This is a genomic window from Dellaglioa sp. CoH-56-MRSF-13 (genome assembly GCF_056782095.1).
The window spans coordinates 197,677-213,035 of sequence record NZ_JBXAYC010000002.1 but is presented as its reverse complement, the minus strand read 5'-3'; the positions used below and the strand labels follow the sequence as shown (position 1 = coordinate 213,035).

Genomic DNA, 15,359 nt, shown 5'->3' with positions numbered 1-15,359 from the left:
TATCATAATGTCATCATTGAATGATTCAGTTAGTGTTTTAACTGGTGTTGGGCCTAAAAAATTGACTGCACTTAATCAATTAGGAATTAATACAATCATAGATTTATTAACATTTTATCCGTATCGTTATGACGATTTAAAAGCAAAAAAATTATCTGAAATTACTGATCAAGAAAAAGTAACTCTAAAAGGAATTGTCTCTTCTGAACCAGTTTTAATTCGGTTTGGTCAGAAAAGAAATCTGTTAAACGTTAGATTACTAATTGATAGTGATAATATAACCGTTAGTTTTTTTAATCAGCCTTTTTTGCAAAAACAATTTGAGATTGGTAAAGAAGTAGCTGTGTATGGTAAATGGGATGATAAAAGAAAAAGTTTATCTGGGATGAAGTTATTGACGAAGCAAAATGATGATAGGTTATCAGCGATATATCGTTCTTCCAAAGATATTCATCAATCGGCAATTCGACAGTTAATTACACAAGCATTTGAGCAATATGCGAATCAAATTGATTCAATATTACCAAATGACCTGATTAAAAAGTATCGTTTAATTGATTGTAAGACGATGTTACATGATATTCACTTTCCACAGGATGAAAAAGATTTTCATGATGCCAAACGGACGGCTATTTTTGAAGAGTTCTTTTTATTTCAATTGAAATTACAGTATATTAAAAGAAATGATACTAAAAATGATGGTATTAAAATTAACTATCAAAATAATGAATTGAAAAAATTCATTCAGACGTTACCATTTGAATTAACGGCAGCTCAAAAAAGAGTCGTTAATGAAATTTGTTCAGACATGAAACAACCAATCCATATGAATCGATTACTTCAAGGTGATGTTGGATCAGGTAAAACAATTGTTGCAGCAATTGTGATGTACGCGGCTATTACGGCGGGCTATCAAGCCGTTTTAATGGCGCCAACAGAAATATTAGCTGAACAACATGCCAATAACATGGCTACCTTATTCGCAGATTTCCCAGTTAATGTTGCACTTTTAACTGGGTCAATGAAAGTTAAAGCTAGACGTGAACTATTAGCACATCTTGAATCAGGTGAGGTTAATTTAATTATTGGAACACATGCGATTATTCAACCTGATGTGTCATTCAGTCGCGTTGGATTAGTTATTACTGATGAGCAACACCGATTTGGTGTGAATCAACGTCGCATTTTAAGAGAGAAGGGGGCTGAACCGGACGTTTTAGCAATGACGGCCACGCCAATCCCTAGGACGCTAGCAATCACTGCTTATGGCGAAATGGATGTTTCTACGATTAATGAACTACCTGCAGGACGCCAACCTATTTCGACATCTTGGTTAAAGAGTTCTCAAGTAGGTAAAGGAATCGATCTCATTAAAGAACAGTTGATTCAAGGCTCACAAGCTTATATTATTACACCACTAATTGATGAATCTGAAACACTAGATTTAAAAAATGCATTAGCTTTATACGAAAATATGAAAGAAATATTTGAGCCAAAATATAAAGTTGGATTACTGCATGGCAAAATGAAGAATGATGAAAAGGATCAGATTATGGCCGATTTTAAGGCCAATAAATATCAAATATTGGTTTCAACAACGGTTATCGAAGTCGGCGTTGATGTACCTAATGCTACTGTGATGATGATTCATAATGCTGAACGGTTTGGGTTAGCGCAATTACATCAATTACGAGGTCGGGTTGGCCGTGGTAAGAAAGCATCTTATTGTATTTTAATTGCTGATCCTAAAAATGATTTTGGAAGACAGCGCATGCAAATTATGACAGAGACAACAGACGGTTTCGTCATTTCGCAAAAAGATTTAGAGTTGCGAGGTGCTGGCGATGTATTAGGCCGTAAGCAATCTGGAATACCTGATTTTAAAATCGGTGATCCCATAGGTGATATCAATGCATTACAAGTGGCCCAACAAGAAGCGCACGAAATAGTTTTTAGAGATGACTTTGAAAGTAATCCTGAATTTAAACCACTAAACGATTATTTAAAAAACCATCAAAATACAGATTTAAAATTCGATTAAATAAGTTAGGAGAATATAATTATGAAGTTAGCAGTTGATGCAATGGGCGGCGATTTTGCACCGCAATCAATCGTCGAGGGCGTTGAACGTGCTAGAGACGAAGATAGCACCATTCAATTTACGTTGTACGGAGATGAAAAAAGAATTCGTGAATTCTTAAAAGATGATAAAAATATCACAATTGTTCACACGGATGAGGAAATTGATGGGAATGATGAACCAGTTAAGGCAATTCGTTCAAAGAAAAAAGCATCAATGGTCTTAGCAGCTCAATCTGTTAAAGATGGTGAGAATGATGCCGTATTTTCATGCGGTAATACAGGGGCACTACTTGCTGCTGGTTTGTTTATAATTGGCCGTATTAAGGGTATTCCACGACCTGGTTTATTAGCAACATTGCCAGTTATTTCTAGTGATAATACTGTAAATTTATTAGATGCTGGAGCCAATGCGGATAGTAAACCTGAACACTTGCATCAATATGCTGTCTTAGGTAACTATTACGCTAAAAATGTTCGCCATATTAGTAATCCTAAAATTGGTTTATTAAATAATGGGACAGAACCACATAAAGGCAACAAAGTGACGCAAGAAGCGTACCAATTATTACAAAACGATACCGAATTAAATTTTGTGGGTAATATTGAATCTAATGATTTGCTTTCTGGTAAAGCTGATATTGTTGTTTCTGACGGATTTACAGGTAATGCTGTTTTAAAATCCGTTGAAGGGACAGCTTTAGGAATGTTTTCATTACTCAGAAGTGCCATTATGAGTGGTGGCTTGCGTGCTAAAATTGGTGCACTTTTACTGAAACCAAGTTTAAAACAATTGAAGAATAAAATGGATTCACCTAAGTATGGCGGTGCGGTTTTACTAGGTATTAAAGCACCAGTTGTAAAATCACATGGATCAAGTAAGGCTGAAGTTGTTTATTACACAATTAACCAAATCAATGATATGGTTAATACAGATGTAGTACCTAATATTGTTAACTATTTTGAAAAGGAAACTAGTGAAAATAAAATTAACTAGACATTTCTCTGAAAAATGGTTAAAATTACGTCATGATTCAAAAGGAGGCTATTGGAATGACAGAAGAAGAAATTTTTGGAAAAATTGTTAAAATTATAGACGAACATTTTGATTTGCCAGTAGAAAAAATTACGAATGACTTAGATTTTAAAAAGGATTTAGATGCAGATTCAATTGATGTTGTTGAGTTCGTTTTAGAACTTGAAGATACATTTGGTGCAGAAATTTCTGATGAAGATGCAGAAAGTTTAACAACTGTCGGAGACGTTGTCACTTTTATTAAAGCTAACCAAAAATAATAATTCAACACGTATATTAAATCGTTCATTAAAAGCGTTAGACAATGATATTTGTCAGCGCTTTTTTTGTATGGAGTACCTTTTAGTGATTAAAACAGGTATAATTGTAAGAGCAATAATGATAATAACGGAGGATAATAATGATTAAAGGTTTAAATGAAATGTTAGCAGAAGATTTTAATATTAAATTTGTGAATACGGATTTATTAGATGAAGCATTCACACAGGCATCATATGTAAATGAACATCCCAAAGAAAATTTAAAATTTTATGAACGAATTGAATTTTTAGGAGACGCTGTTTTACAATTAACAGTTTCAGAATATTTATATCAGCGGTATACAATGCTGCCACAAGGGAAATTAACGCGTCTAAGAGCTGCAATGGTATGTGAAGAGAGTTTCAGCGCATTTGCTAAAGAATGCCGATTTGATGAATTTATTCGTTTAGGTAAAGGTGAAGAAAAATCAAATGCACGTCAAAGACCTGCGTTATTATGTGATATTTTTGAATCTTTTGTAGGAGCGCTTTATCAAGATCAAGGTAAATTAGCTGTTGAAACATTTATCAGGAAAGTTATTTTTCCAAAATTAGACTTAGGCTGGTTTGACCATGTTATGGATTATAAAACGTCGCTACAAGAGTTTTTACAAAAAGATGGTGATGTTGTCATTACCTATGATGTTGTTGATGACCTTGGTCCAGAGCATGACAGACAATATGTTATGTCTGTCAGTGCTGATGGCAAAATCATTGGACAAGGGGCAGGACATTCTAAAAAAGTTGCAGAACAACAAGCAGCAAGTAATGCATTAGGATTACTCAGAAAGTAAAAATGTTCAGGGGGTTAGTGACGGATGAAATTAGAGTCTTTAGTCATTAATGGTTTTAAATCATTTGCAGACAAAACAACAATTGAATTTAAAGACGGGATGACTGGTATTGTCGGTCCTAACGGTAGCGGTAAAAGTAATATTATTGAAGCAATTCGCTGGGTACTTGGTGAACAATCAGCCAAAAATTTACGTGGAAATAAAATGCCTGACGTTATATTTGCTGGTTCAGGGAACAGATCAGCAGTTAATCGTGCTGAAGTTAGTATTATTTTTGATAATTCTGATTTTTATATTCAAGATAATCCTGAAAAAATAACCGTTACAAGACGATTATTTAGAGATGGTGTCAGCGAGTTTTTAATTAATCAAAAGCAGTGTCGTCTTAAAGATATAACCAATCTATTCATGGATACTGGTCTTGGAAAAGAGTCATTTTCAATCATTTCTCAGGGTAGAGTTGCTGAAATTTTTAATAGTAAGCCCGAAGACAGACGTTCGATTATTGAAGAAGTTGCTGGTGTTTTAAAATATAAACAAGAAAAAAATATTGCCACTCGCCAATTAGAAGAAACAAAAGGTCATCTTAACCGGGTTTCTGATATTATTTTTGAACTTAAAGGACAAGTTGAACCTTTACGTGAGCAAAGTAGTTTGGCAAAGGATTATTTATCTCAAAAAAAGCAATTTGATGAGTTAGAACTTAGTCGGTTGGTTAAAGAAATTAAAAGGCAATCGCAACTAAAAAGGGATGTCACACATTCGTTAGATAAGTTACTTGAAATGGATAGTGATTATAAGACTAAGGTCACTGTAAAAGAACATGAAATTGCAGGTTATCGCTCAGAACTAGAGAATATTGAAAAAATGATTGATCATACACAAAACAAACTATTAGATTTAACAATTAATAAAGAACGGTTGATGGGTCAAAGTAATATATCAACTCAAAAAAAAGATTTTGAAAAGCAAAAAATAACAGAATTAAAAAAAGAACAAGAATCGGTGAATGAACAAATTATTTTGAAACAAGAGTCATTAGCTAATTTAGATAAGCGGTCATTAGCTTTACAGAAAAATATTACTGATGAGAACATGTTTATTGAAGCGATTGATAAAACGTTAGAAACAGCGGATATTTCTGGACAAGATCGTTCAAAAGAATTAAGGCGCGTTGTTAATGATACTATTCAACAACGTACACGATTACAAAGTGAGAATGAGTTTTTACAAAAAACATTAAATTTTGATTCACAGGCTAAGGTTAATGATGACTTATTAGCTACTGAACAAGAGTATTTAACACAAGCAAAAAACGATTTTAAAACTAAAAAAACTGAATTTAATTTGATTGATAATAAATTAATTAATGAAGAAAAAGAATTAGCTAAATTAAAGATTGCCTTGAAAAAAAATAACGATTCTTACGAGGCACAGCAACGTAGATGGTTTGAAGCATCAAACGTTTTAGTACAGGCGAAAAATAAAAAGGATAATCTACTTTTGACGCAAAATAGTTATAACGGCTATTATCAAGGCGTTAAAGCAATTTTAAAAGAAAAAAATAAGTTTCCTGGTTTATATGGTTCAGTGGCAGAATTAATTACGGTCCCAAAGGAAATTAATCAAGCAATAGAGACAGCATTGGGTGCGCAATTACAACAGGTAGTTGTGCAAGAAGAGTCTGTTGCAAAGAATGCAATTAAATTTTTAACGGATAATAAATTTGGTCGGGCAACATTTTTGCCTATTTCAGCTATTAAGGGACGTTCTATCGGTGATGCACAACGTTTCGTCTTAAAGTATGAAGGAGTCATCGGTATTGCGTCAGAGTTAATTAAAGTTGAACCTCAATTTATTGAAATTAGTCAGTATTTGCTAGGGACAACAATTATCGTTGAAGATATGGATACGGCAATTAAAGTTAGTCGTGATTTGAATCATCGAGTTAAAGTTGTCACACGGACTGGAGAAGTAATAAATGCAGGTGGTGCAATAACTGGTGGTAAACAGCAACATACCAGTGGATTGTTAAATCAGAAGCAAACTATTCTACAATTAGATGAAAGTATCCAAAAAATGCAACAAGAATTAGAGGCTCGTGAAGTTCGTGGCAATGAAGCTAGAGTGACTGTTGAAAAGCAAAAAGAAATGATCGAGTCGCTTGAATTGATTGTTGTTGATTTAAAAAGTCAATATCAAACAACACAATCTAAATTAACAACTAGTCGGTTAATTTTAGAACAGCAAGAACTTAAAACGACTGAAAAATATGATGAATTTGAAAAAAATCAAACTGATAAAATTAATAACCAAATAAAATTTAAAGACAATGAACAAAAAATTATTGAATTAGCACGACAAATACAAGTAGCAAATAATGATATTTCTGATATTGACTTACAATTAAAAAATAGTAATCAATTTGAACAGCAGCAACAAGTTAAGAAACAAAACCATCGTGAAAGTTTATTAGTATTCCAAGAACAATTAAAACAGCAACACGCTAATGTTATGCTGCTGAATAACGATATTCAGGAATTAGTTGATAAAGCTACATTGATAAATCAACAACATCAAGACTTACTCAGAAATACCGAAAATAGTCAGGTGAAAGAAAAAGATATCCAAAAAGAATTACAAGAATTTCAAAGGCAAGCAGAAGAAGCCGATTTAAAGTTAGCTGATTTTAAAAAGAACAGAACTAATATTAATCAAACTTTAACTGAAGAAAATAGCCATTTATCTCGTTTATCTGAGTTGCAGAGAAATATTATTGCAGATAAAATCAAAGCTGAAAATCAACAACAACAACTTAATGAGTCGCTTGATGAGTTTCTAGCTAAGCTAGCTAGTGATTTTCAACAGACTTTTGAAGAGGCTGAAAAATTAGAAAGTCAGCAACCTCTTGAACAAATTTTGGCGCAACAAAAATTATTGAGAAAAGGGCTAAAAGAAATTGGTGAGGTTAATGTGGCCTCGATTGATGAATTTGAAAGAGTTAATGAACGTTACTCATTCTTATTAGACCAACAAAATGATTTATTAGAAGCCGATGAACAATTAAAGAAAACTATGATGGATATGGATACTGAAGTTGAAAAAAGATTTAAAGCTAGTTTTATTGATATCTCTAAGAAATTTGAGGAGATATTCCCTGTTATGTTTGGTGGTGGTAAAGCTAGATTAGAATTAACTGATCCAGAAAATCTTTTAACAACTGGAATTGATATTCTAGCGCAGCCGCCTGGTAAAAAAGTTCAAAGTTTGAGTTTACTTTCTGGCGGAGAACAAGCTTTGACCGCAATTACGCTACTATTTGCTATTTTAAGAGTAAAACCAGTTCCTTTTTGTATCTTGGATGAAGCAGAAGCTGCGCTTGACGATGCAAATGTAGCTCGATTTGCTAGTTATCTAAAATCATTTCATCAAGAAACGCAATTTATTGTGATAACGCATCGAAATGGAACAATGGTTGAAGCTAATATTTTGTATGGTGTTACAATGCAAGAGTCTGGTATCTCTAAAATGGTTTCGGTATCATTAGACAAAACGGTTTGATATACTAATAAAAGATTAGGAGGCGCTACAGATGGGAATATTTAGTAGAATTAAGCAAGCTTTTACAGGTGAAGAACCAGAATCATCTGAACAAGAAAAATATGATAAAGGCCTTGAAAAATCAAGAAAAACCTTTGGACAACGCTTAAACTCACTGTTTGCTAATTTTAGAACAGTCGATGAAGATTTTTTTGAAGAGTTAGAAGAAACTTTAATTGAAGCTGATGTTGGATTTGAAACGGCTATGAAAATTAGCCGTGAGTTACAAGAAGAAGTTAAATTAAGAAATGTAAGCAATCCAGATGCTGTTTCTGCAGCAATTATTGAAAAATTGGTAGATTTGTATGAATCAGAGGGTAAAGACGAAGATAATTCTATTGCGCAAGCTGAATCAGGTCCAACTGTTATTTTATTTGTTGGTGTTAATGGCGTTGGTAAAACAACAACTATTGGGAAACTAGCACACCGTTATCATGAAGAAGGCAAAAAAGTACTCTTAGCTGCTGGAGATACATTTAGAGCGGGTGCAATAGAACAACTTGCTGAATGGAGCCGTCGTGTTGATGTCGATATCGTTCGTGGACCAGAAAAAAGTGATCCAGCCTCTGTTATTTTTGACGCGGTAAAACGTGCCAAAGAAGAAGATTACGATATTTTACTAGTTGATACAGCTGGTCGTTTGCAGAATAAAGTTAACTTGATGAATGAATTAGATAAAATTAAACGAATCATTTCTCGAGAAATTCCAGATGCACCTCATGAAGTTTTACTTGTTTTGGATGCAACAATGGGTCAAAATGCTTTAATCCAAGCTAAACAATTTAAAGAAACAACTGATGTGAGTGGTATTGTATTAACTAAGCTAGATGGAACTGCTCGTGGTGGTATCGTGTTAGCCATTCGTAATGAAATGCATTTACCAGTAAAACTTGCTGGATTAGGTGAGCAAATGGATGACTTACGTGATTTTAATGCAGAAGATTTCATTTATGGTTTGTTTAAAGGACTTATTCAAGAACAACCTGAATCAACAGAAGAATAATCTTAGAAGTCAGATTAAACTAATCGGACTTCTTTTTGCTATTGACGTTTAGGGCTAAAATCGGTACCCTTCTAAGTAGGACTGAATGAAACAAAAACGAAGGAGTTTTTTTAGTGGCGATTGATAAAACAAATCGAGTAAATGCATTGTTTGAATTTTATGAGTCATTATTAACTAAAAAACAGGCTGAATATATGGCCATGTACTATGGTGATGATTTTTCACTTGGTGAGATTGCGGACAATTTTGATGTTAGTCGGCAAGCCGTTTATGATAATATCAAACGAACAGAAAAAATTTTAGAAGATTATGAAGATAAGTTGAATTTGTATCATAATTTTATTCAACGTAATGAAAAATTAGACCAAATTAAGCAATACACAGATAGTACTTATAAAGAGGATCAAAAATTAACCGATCTAATTAATCAATTAGAAGAATTAGACGAAGAGTAAGGGTAGGTAGTTAAAAATGGCATTTGAAGGATTAACAGAAAGATTACAAAATGCGATGACGAAACTCCGTCGCAAAGGTAAAATATCTGAAACTGATTTAAAAGAGGTTATGCGTGAAATTCGCTTAGCCTTACTTGAAGCCGATGTTAACTTTACAGTGGTTAAAGAGTTCGTTAAGGTTGTTCGTGAACGTGCAATTGGTGCGGAAGTACTTGAGAGTTTAACGTCATCACAACAAATCGTCAAAATTGTAAATGAAGAATTAACTAAAGTCATGGGTGAAACAGCTGTTCCATTGAACAAGTCATCTAAAATACCAACAATTATTATGATGGTTGGTTTACAAGGGGCTGGTAAAACAACCACAGCTGGTAAACTTGCTTTAACATTAAAAAAAGAAGAAAATGCGAGACCTTTAATGATAGCAGCCGATATTTATCGTCCAGCTGCTATCGACCAATTACAAGTTTTAGGTCGAGATTTGGAAATACCTGTTTTTGAATTGGGTACAAAAGTAAACCCTGTTGAAATTGTTCGACAAGGTTTAGCACAAGCTGCAGAAAATAAAAATGATTACATTATTATTGATACAGCTGGTCGTTTACAAATTGATGAAACGCTAATGGACGAATTAGCTCAAATTAAGGCCTTAGCGAACCCAAATGAAATTCTTTTGACTGTTGATTCAATGACTGGACAAAGTGCGGTAGATGTTGCTAAAGGCTTTAATGAACAATTAGATGTTACTGGTGTCGTCTTAACTAAATTAGATGGTGACACTCGTGGTGGTGCTGCGTTATCAATTCGTTCAGTGACGGGTAAACCAATTAAATTTATCGGACAAGGTGAAAAATTAACTGATTTGGACGTATTCTATCCAGATCGTATGGCATCAAGAATTTTAGGCATGGGTGATATGCTCACGCTGATTGAAAAAGCACAACAAGATTTTGATGAAAATGAATCAGCTAAAATGGCTGAAAAATTTCAAGAAAATACATTTGATTTTAATGATTTTTTAAGTCAAATGGATCAATTACAAAAAATGGGTCCTATGGAAGATATTATGAAGATGATTCCAGGGATGGCTAATAATCCAGCTATGAAGAATGTTAAAATGGATCCCAAGGATATTGACCATATGCGTGCGACAGTATACTCAATGACACCTAAAGAACGCGAAAATCCAGACATCTTGAACCCCAGTCGTCGACGACGTATTGCTGCTGGTGCAGGTCGTCCAATTGTTGAAGTTAACCGAATGATTAAGCAATTTGGCGAAATGAAGAAAATGATGAAGAAAATGAATAGCGGTAATTTTGAAGGTATGGAAGGGATGCTTGGCAAGGGCGTAACAGGTCGCTTAGCTAAGATGTCTATGAATTCTATGGTTCGTAAGAACAAGAAAAACAAGAAAAAACGTATGAAGAAAAATAAAAACTCTAGAAAATAATCATTAAATAACCAATACTGGTATGGCTTAAGGGACATTTTGATAATTTATTTTAACTGTCAAGAAAAAAACCTTTACAAGCTGATAAATAACTGGTATATTAATTATTGTTGAAGTAGATATCAGGAGGTGTATATTAATGTCAGTAAAAATTCGTTTAAAACGTATGGGTTCTAAAAAGAGACCGTTCTACCGTGTCGTTGTAGCTGATTCACGTTCACCACGTGATGGCCGTTTCATCGAAAACGTTGGTACTTACAACCCATTAACAGAACCACAAACAGTAACACTTGAAGAAGAAAGTATTTTAAACTGGTTGAACAATGGTGCACAACCATCAGATACTGTACGTAACATTCTTTCAAATGCAGGCATCATGAAGAAATTCCATGAAGCTAAATTCTCTAAAAAATAAGGACGATTAAATGACTGAAGCAGAAGTGACAAGTTTAATTTTAACAATTGTCAAACCGCTTGTTGAAAATCCTGATGATGTCCAAATAGGACAGAAACAAGATGATCATTATGTCTATTTTGAATTATCTGTGAATTCAGATGATATTGGCCGTATTATTGGGAAGCACGGACAAGTTGCGCAAGCTATTAGAACAATAATCTATGGTGTGCGTTTAACAAGTTCGAAACGAGTGCGTCTAAACATATTAGATTAAAATAGTAACTCTTGAATGAAGCAGCAATGTTTTGTTTGGGAGTTTTTATTTTACAATAAAAAGGAGTAAATATGGATTATTATCAAGTAGGAACAATCGTCAATACTCATGGAATCAAAGGAGAAGTTAGAGTTATGGCTACAACTGACTTCGTTTCTGAGCGTTTTAAAAAGGGAACCGTCTTGTATCTGTTTGATAAGAGCGGAAAACAAGTTATTTCGTTAACGGTTATGACCTATAGACATCATAAAAATTTTGAACTCGTGACGTTTGAAGGATTACAAGATATTAACCTGGTTGAGAAGTATAAAGGATTAGATCTTAAAGTCGCTGATAAAGGTCTTCGGGAATTAGAAGAAGGTAATTACTATTACCATCAAATTATCGGCTTAGATGTCCAAAATGAAAATGAAGAAAAAATTGGCTCTATTTATGAAATTTTAAGCCCAGGAGCTAATGACGTTTGGGTTGTTAAGCGTCAGGGACAGGGTGATTTATTGTTACCAGTTATTAAAGATGTTATAAAAACTGTCGATATTGATAACAATATTGTAACGGTTGAACTTTTAGAAGGATTGGACGACTAAATATGAAAATTGATGTTTTGAGTTTATTTCCAGAAATGTTTGATGGTCCCATGAAACAATCAATTGTTGGTAAGGCAATTGATAAGGACGTTCTTGATTTAAAAATTACTAATTTTAGAGATTTTACAACTGATAAACAAAATCATGTGGACGATTACCCATATGGTGGTGGTGCAGGTATGTTATTACAAGCACAGCCAGTTTTTGACACTTTAGAAGCTGTTCAAAAGGAATCTGACACAAAAGGTAAAGTTATCCTTTTAGATCCAGCAGGACGTAAATTTGACCAAAATGTGGCTGAAGAATTTGCGAAAGAAGAACATCTAACATTTATTTGTGGTCACTATGAAGGCTATGATGAACGTATCCGCGAACTTGTAACTGATGAGGTTTCACTTGGTGATTACATTTTAACGGGTGGGGAACTAGGAGCCATGGTCATGATTGATGCGACTGTTCGATTGTTACCTGAAGTTTTAGGCAATAAAGAATCTGCTCCCGGAGATTCATTTTCAAACGGCTTGTTAGAATATCCGCAATATACACGGCCAGCTGATTTTAGAGGGATGAAAGTTCCTGAAGTTCTAACAAATGGGAATCATAAATTAATCGATGAATGGCGTCAAAAAGAATCATTGAGACGAACATTTGAGAGAAGACCAGATTTGTTGAAAGATATTCAATTATCTAAACAACAAGTTGAATGGTTAGCTGACATAAAATCTGGAAAGTAAAGGAAATAACCTTTACGCCTATAAAGTAATATGATACAATTTTAAAAGTGGTTAAAAGCCACATAAAATTACGATATTCCGCTGGCATAGTGAATGTGAATGAATTTCTGTTGAAAAGGAGATCCAAATTATGAGTCCAATGATCGCAAAACTTACAGAAGCACAATTACGTACAGATATTCCTGAGTTCCGCCCAGGTGATACTGTTCGAGTTCACGCCCGTGTTGTTGAAGGCACACGTGAACGTATCCAACTTTTCGAAGGTGTCGTTTTAAAACGCCGTGGTAAAGGTATTAGTTCAAGTTACACTGTTCGTAAAATTAGTAACGGTGTCGGTGTTGAACGTACTTTCCCATTGCATTCACCTCGTGTTGCTAAAATTGAAGTTATCCGTCATGGTCGTGTTCGTCGTGCTAAATTGTACTACTTACGTGCCCTTAATGGTAAAGCTGCTCGTATTAAAGAAGCTCGCCGTTAGATTGACGTTGAAAAGCCTTGGTAATCAAGGCTTTTTTATTTGTCTAAAAATTTGGTAGACCTATATAATTGAACCTTGCTTCAAAAAGTCGCATTAAAGTCGCTAAAAGGGGCAGAAAAGGGGCAGAAATTATAAGTTTTCGATTTCTAATTAAAGTTTATAATTAATATTTTCAATAACATATAGATATATTTTTATCAATTTTTTAATTCTTTTTGTGCATTACGGAAAAAAGTATTAATTTAAGAGGCTGGCTTTTTTAAGTTTTTAAAGTATTAACTTAGATTAATATTATAGTTAAATTATTTGAAGTAACATTAAAATTATGATAGCGTTAGATTGTTGTTAATGAAAAAGTATTAAAGTAATAGCTATTTTAATGAAGTTTTGTTCAGTATTATTAGTACCTAATCATATTTATGCTCAGGATACATTTATGAGCCGTGATATAACTAAAGCATATAATATAGGAGTCAAAGAGGGTAAAATTAAGCAATAGGATATGAACTATCAAGAGTTTTATGATTTGTGTAGTTCATCTATTTGGCCTGTATATGAAAATCAAGTTAAGCCGGGTGCTAAAACTACTCTTACTGAAATGATTGCATAAGATGACAAAGCAAAGCATGCGAGCAAGAAAGATTTTTTTCAGCAATATACAAAAAGGGTGCTCATGTTGAGGCATATAGAAAAAAGAAACATTATGGATTGCTTGGCAATTTTAGTAGTCCGTTCAAGCCAAATGATATTCATAAAATAACATCATAATAATCTGAGAGAGGGGTTTTAAAATGAAAGTAATTAAAGAAGCAAGCGGATGGATACTTCGGGGACTACTTCTTTTTAGTGGATTATGTTATGGTGGTCTCATTTATCCAAGTATAGTAATACATGGAAAATTAGCGCCATTTTCATATTATTTTGGAGGCACATTATGGGACGATTTGGCAGTGGTCATGGGATTATTAACATTTTTATTGTTAATAATCCTAGCTATAATGCCTAATAGATATTTAAAACGTTTTTGGAAATATTTTTTTATTATTACAGTGAGTATATTAGTACTTTCACTCCCAGGTGGTGCATTTTTGTTATTAACTATAATTCCTTTGTGGGAACTGATTATTATATTGGTAATAGAATGGGGAATTACATTAGGGCTTTTGTTTATAATCAAAAGCGTAGATTAAATTGGGTCTGCGTCAAATAGTGATGGTGAGACAATAAACGTCTAATCTAATTAAGGGAAATCCAAAAGGATTTCCTTTTTTTAGTTATGAATTAATAAAATTCTTTCAAAAAGATGATGTCAGTTTCCGAAACCGTAACTGCTACGTTTAAGTGTTTTAATTTTTCGATTAAGTCCTTCTATAGGACCGTTTTAATAAGTTGAAGATAAAAATATTTTCAATATAATGTGGATTCTTTATGAAAGTGGTTATTACAGTATCCATTTCACTGTTATTTGGTTGATAGTTTTCTAATAACTGAGTTTTTAAAGATTTATATTCTCTATTTTTATGATCAATTATCTGATTTAAAGTATCTATACGAACACAATCTAAGGCTTTACCAGCCAGTTAAACTAAATGAAAACGATCAATAATTATTTAAGCATTTGGGAATAGTTGATGAATGATACTTTGATATTGAGCATTCAGGTCTACAACAACAGAGGTTACAAATTGTCTTTCTTTTAGAATATATGCATTAAAAAAATGTTCCTTAATAACACTGTTAAAACGATTAGGCAGTATCGCTACAAAATTATGTGTTTCAGCATCAATCGCACTTTGACATGAAGCCCAAATAAAGCGTTGGTTCCGTAATCGCAAATGAAATTCATAGCCATTTACGCTAGAAATTCTAGCATTAACTAAACGTGTTCCATTTTTGATCATAGTTAAATAGCCACAATCTGGGTCTCTTGGAGGTATGTATGTTAATGGTGCATCTATGATATTAACTTTTCTTTTACGTGATACTATTCTAACAAAATCATCGGAAACGTTAATTTTCTTAATATTTTCGTCTTCTGTTCCTAATAGTAATAGTGCGGAATTAATTGTGATCATCAGCATCCCTCGCTTTTGATTATGTTTTGCAACTTAATCATAGCAGGGGCCGGTGGCCTCTTTTTTTGTTTTCAGAATAAAAAACTGGTGTTGAT

The 15,359-nt window shown here is 33.4% G+C and carries 15 protein-coding genes; 14 read left to right on the top strand and 1 reads right to left on the bottom strand.

The window, feature by feature from the left end:
- Positions 1-4 precede the first annotated feature (4 nt).
- The 14 genes from recG to AC1RP1_RS02750 all read left to right on the top strand — a co-directional run bounded on the left by recG (position 5) and on the right by AC1RP1_RS02750 (position 14,379).
- Positions 5-2,041, top strand: coding sequence for an ATP-dependent DNA helicase RecG (gene recG, locus AC1RP1_RS02815; RefSeq protein WP_481761404.1), 2,037 nt, complete (start codon positions 5-7; stop codon positions 2,039-2,041).
- A 21-nt stretch (positions 2,042-2,062) separates the two neighbouring features.
- On the top strand, positions 2,063-3,076 hold the full coding sequence (plsX, locus tag AC1RP1_RS02810; RefSeq protein ID WP_481761263.1) for a phosphate acyltransferase PlsX: 1,014 nt from the start codon (positions 2,063-2,065) through the stop codon (positions 3,074-3,076).
- A 56-nt stretch (positions 3,077-3,132) separates the two neighbouring features.
- Positions 3,133-3,375, top strand: coding sequence for an acyl carrier protein (gene acpP, locus AC1RP1_RS02805; protein WP_409022605.1), 243 nt, complete (start codon positions 3,133-3,135; stop codon positions 3,373-3,375).
- A 140-nt stretch (positions 3,376-3,515) separates the two neighbouring features.
- Positions 3,516-4,208, top strand: a complete 693-nt coding sequence (gene rnc, locus AC1RP1_RS02800; protein ID WP_481761264.1) for a ribonuclease III — start codon at positions 3,516-3,518, stop codon at positions 4,206-4,208.
- Between the two features lie 24 nt (positions 4,209-4,232).
- A complete protein-coding gene (gene smc / locus AC1RP1_RS02795) occupies positions 4,233-7,769 on the top strand; it encodes a chromosome segregation protein SMC (protein WP_481761265.1) in 3,537 nt (1,178 codons plus the stop codon).
- A gap of 31 nt (positions 7,770-7,800) precedes the next feature.
- Positions 7,801-8,811, top strand: a complete 1,011-nt coding sequence (gene ftsY / locus AC1RP1_RS02790; protein ID WP_481761266.1) for a signal recognition particle-docking protein FtsY — start codon at positions 7,801-7,803, stop codon at positions 8,809-8,811.
- A gap of 113 nt (positions 8,812-8,924) precedes the next feature.
- Positions 8,925-9,266, top strand: a complete 342-nt coding sequence (locus AC1RP1_RS02785) for a putative DNA-binding protein (protein ID WP_409022601.1) — start codon at positions 8,925-8,927, stop codon at positions 9,264-9,266.
- Positions 9,267-9,282: 16 nt separating this feature from the next.
- Positions 9,283-10,719: a signal recognition particle protein gene (gene ffh, locus AC1RP1_RS02780; protein ID WP_481761267.1), complete on the top strand. Its 1,437-nt coding sequence runs from the start codon at positions 9,283-9,285 to the stop codon at positions 10,717-10,719.
- Between the two features lie 139 nt (positions 10,720-10,858).
- Positions 10,859-11,134: a 30S ribosomal protein S16 gene (gene rpsP, locus AC1RP1_RS02775; protein ID WP_409022599.1), complete on the top strand. Its 276-nt coding sequence runs from the start codon at positions 10,859-10,861 to the stop codon at positions 11,132-11,134.
- Positions 11,135-11,144: 10 nt separating this feature from the next.
- On the top strand, positions 11,145-11,390 hold the full coding sequence (locus AC1RP1_RS02770) for a KH domain-containing protein (RefSeq protein ID WP_409022598.1): 246 nt from the start codon (positions 11,145-11,147) through the stop codon (positions 11,388-11,390).
- Positions 11,391-11,461: 71 nt separating this feature from the next.
- Complete coding sequence (gene rimM / locus AC1RP1_RS02765; protein ID WP_481761268.1) at positions 11,462-11,977, top strand: ribosome maturation factor RimM; 516 nt, start codon at positions 11,462-11,464, stop codon at positions 11,975-11,977.
- A gap of 2 nt (positions 11,978-11,979) precedes the next feature.
- A complete protein-coding gene (trmD, locus tag AC1RP1_RS02760) occupies positions 11,980-12,711 on the top strand; it encodes a tRNA (guanosine(37)-N1)-methyltransferase TrmD (protein WP_481761269.1) in 732 nt (243 codons plus the stop codon).
- Between the two features lie 130 nt (positions 12,712-12,841).
- Entirely contained in the window at positions 12,842-13,189 is a 348-nt protein-coding gene (gene rplS, locus AC1RP1_RS02755; RefSeq protein WP_057973468.1) for a 50S ribosomal protein L19, read from the top strand.
- Between the two features lie 791 nt (positions 13,190-13,980).
- Entirely contained in the window at positions 13,981-14,379 is a 399-nt protein-coding gene (locus tag AC1RP1_RS02750; protein ID WP_481761270.1) for a hypothetical protein, read from the top strand.
- Between the two features lie 420 nt (positions 14,380-14,799).
- On the opposite strand, the gene AC1RP1_RS02745 is transcribed toward AC1RP1_RS02750, so the two are convergent.
- The gene (locus AC1RP1_RS02745) at positions 14,800-15,264 is read right to left on the bottom strand and encodes a transposase (RefSeq protein ID WP_481761271.1); all 465 of its coding nucleotides are present in this window, start codon (positions 15,262-15,264) and stop codon (positions 14,800-14,802) included.
- Positions 15,265-15,359 lie beyond the last annotated feature (95 nt).

Excerpts from the sequence above, each read along its gene's own strand:
- ffh (WP_481761267.1), top strand. The coding sequence starts at position 9,283 with ATGGCATTTGAAGGATTAACAGAAAGATTACAAAATGCGATGACGAAA.
- trmD (WP_481761269.1), top strand. The coding sequence starts at position 11,980 with ATGAAAATTGATGTTTTGAGTTTATTTCCAGAAATGTTTGATGGTCCC.
- rimM (WP_481761268.1), top strand. The coding sequence starts at position 11,462 with ATGGATTATTATCAAGTAGGAACAATCGTCAATACTCATGGAATCAAA.
- rnc (WP_481761264.1), top strand. The coding sequence starts at position 3,516 with ATGATTAAAGGTTTAAATGAAATGTTAGCAGAAGATTTTAATATTAAA.
- plsX (WP_481761263.1), top strand. The coding sequence starts at position 2,063 with ATGAAGTTAGCAGTTGATGCAATGGGCGGCGATTTTGCACCGCAATCA.
- smc (WP_481761265.1), top strand. The coding sequence starts at position 4,233 with ATGAAATTAGAGTCTTTAGTCATTAATGGTTTTAAATCATTTGCAGAC.
- AC1RP1_RS02770 (WP_409022598.1), top strand. The coding sequence starts at position 11,145 with ATGACTGAAGCAGAAGTGACAAGTTTAATTTTAACAATTGTCAAACCG.
- acpP (WP_409022605.1), top strand. The coding sequence starts at position 3,133 with ATGACAGAAGAAGAAATTTTTGGAAAAATTGTTAAAATTATAGACGAA.
- rplS (WP_057973468.1), top strand. The coding sequence starts at position 12,842 with ATGAGTCCAATGATCGCAAAACTTACAGAAGCACAATTACGTACAGAT.
- AC1RP1_RS02745 (WP_481761271.1), bottom strand. The coding sequence starts at position 15,264 with ATGATCACAATTAATTCCGCACTATTACTATTAGGAACAGAAGACGAA.
- ftsY (WP_481761266.1), top strand. The coding sequence starts at position 7,801 with ATGGGAATATTTAGTAGAATTAAGCAAGCTTTTACAGGTGAAGAACCA.
- rpsP (WP_409022599.1), top strand. The coding sequence starts at position 10,859 with ATGTCAGTAAAAATTCGTTTAAAACGTATGGGTTCTAAAAAGAGACCG.
- AC1RP1_RS02750 (WP_481761270.1), top strand. The coding sequence starts at position 13,981 with ATGAAAGTAATTAAAGAAGCAAGCGGATGGATACTTCGGGGACTACTT.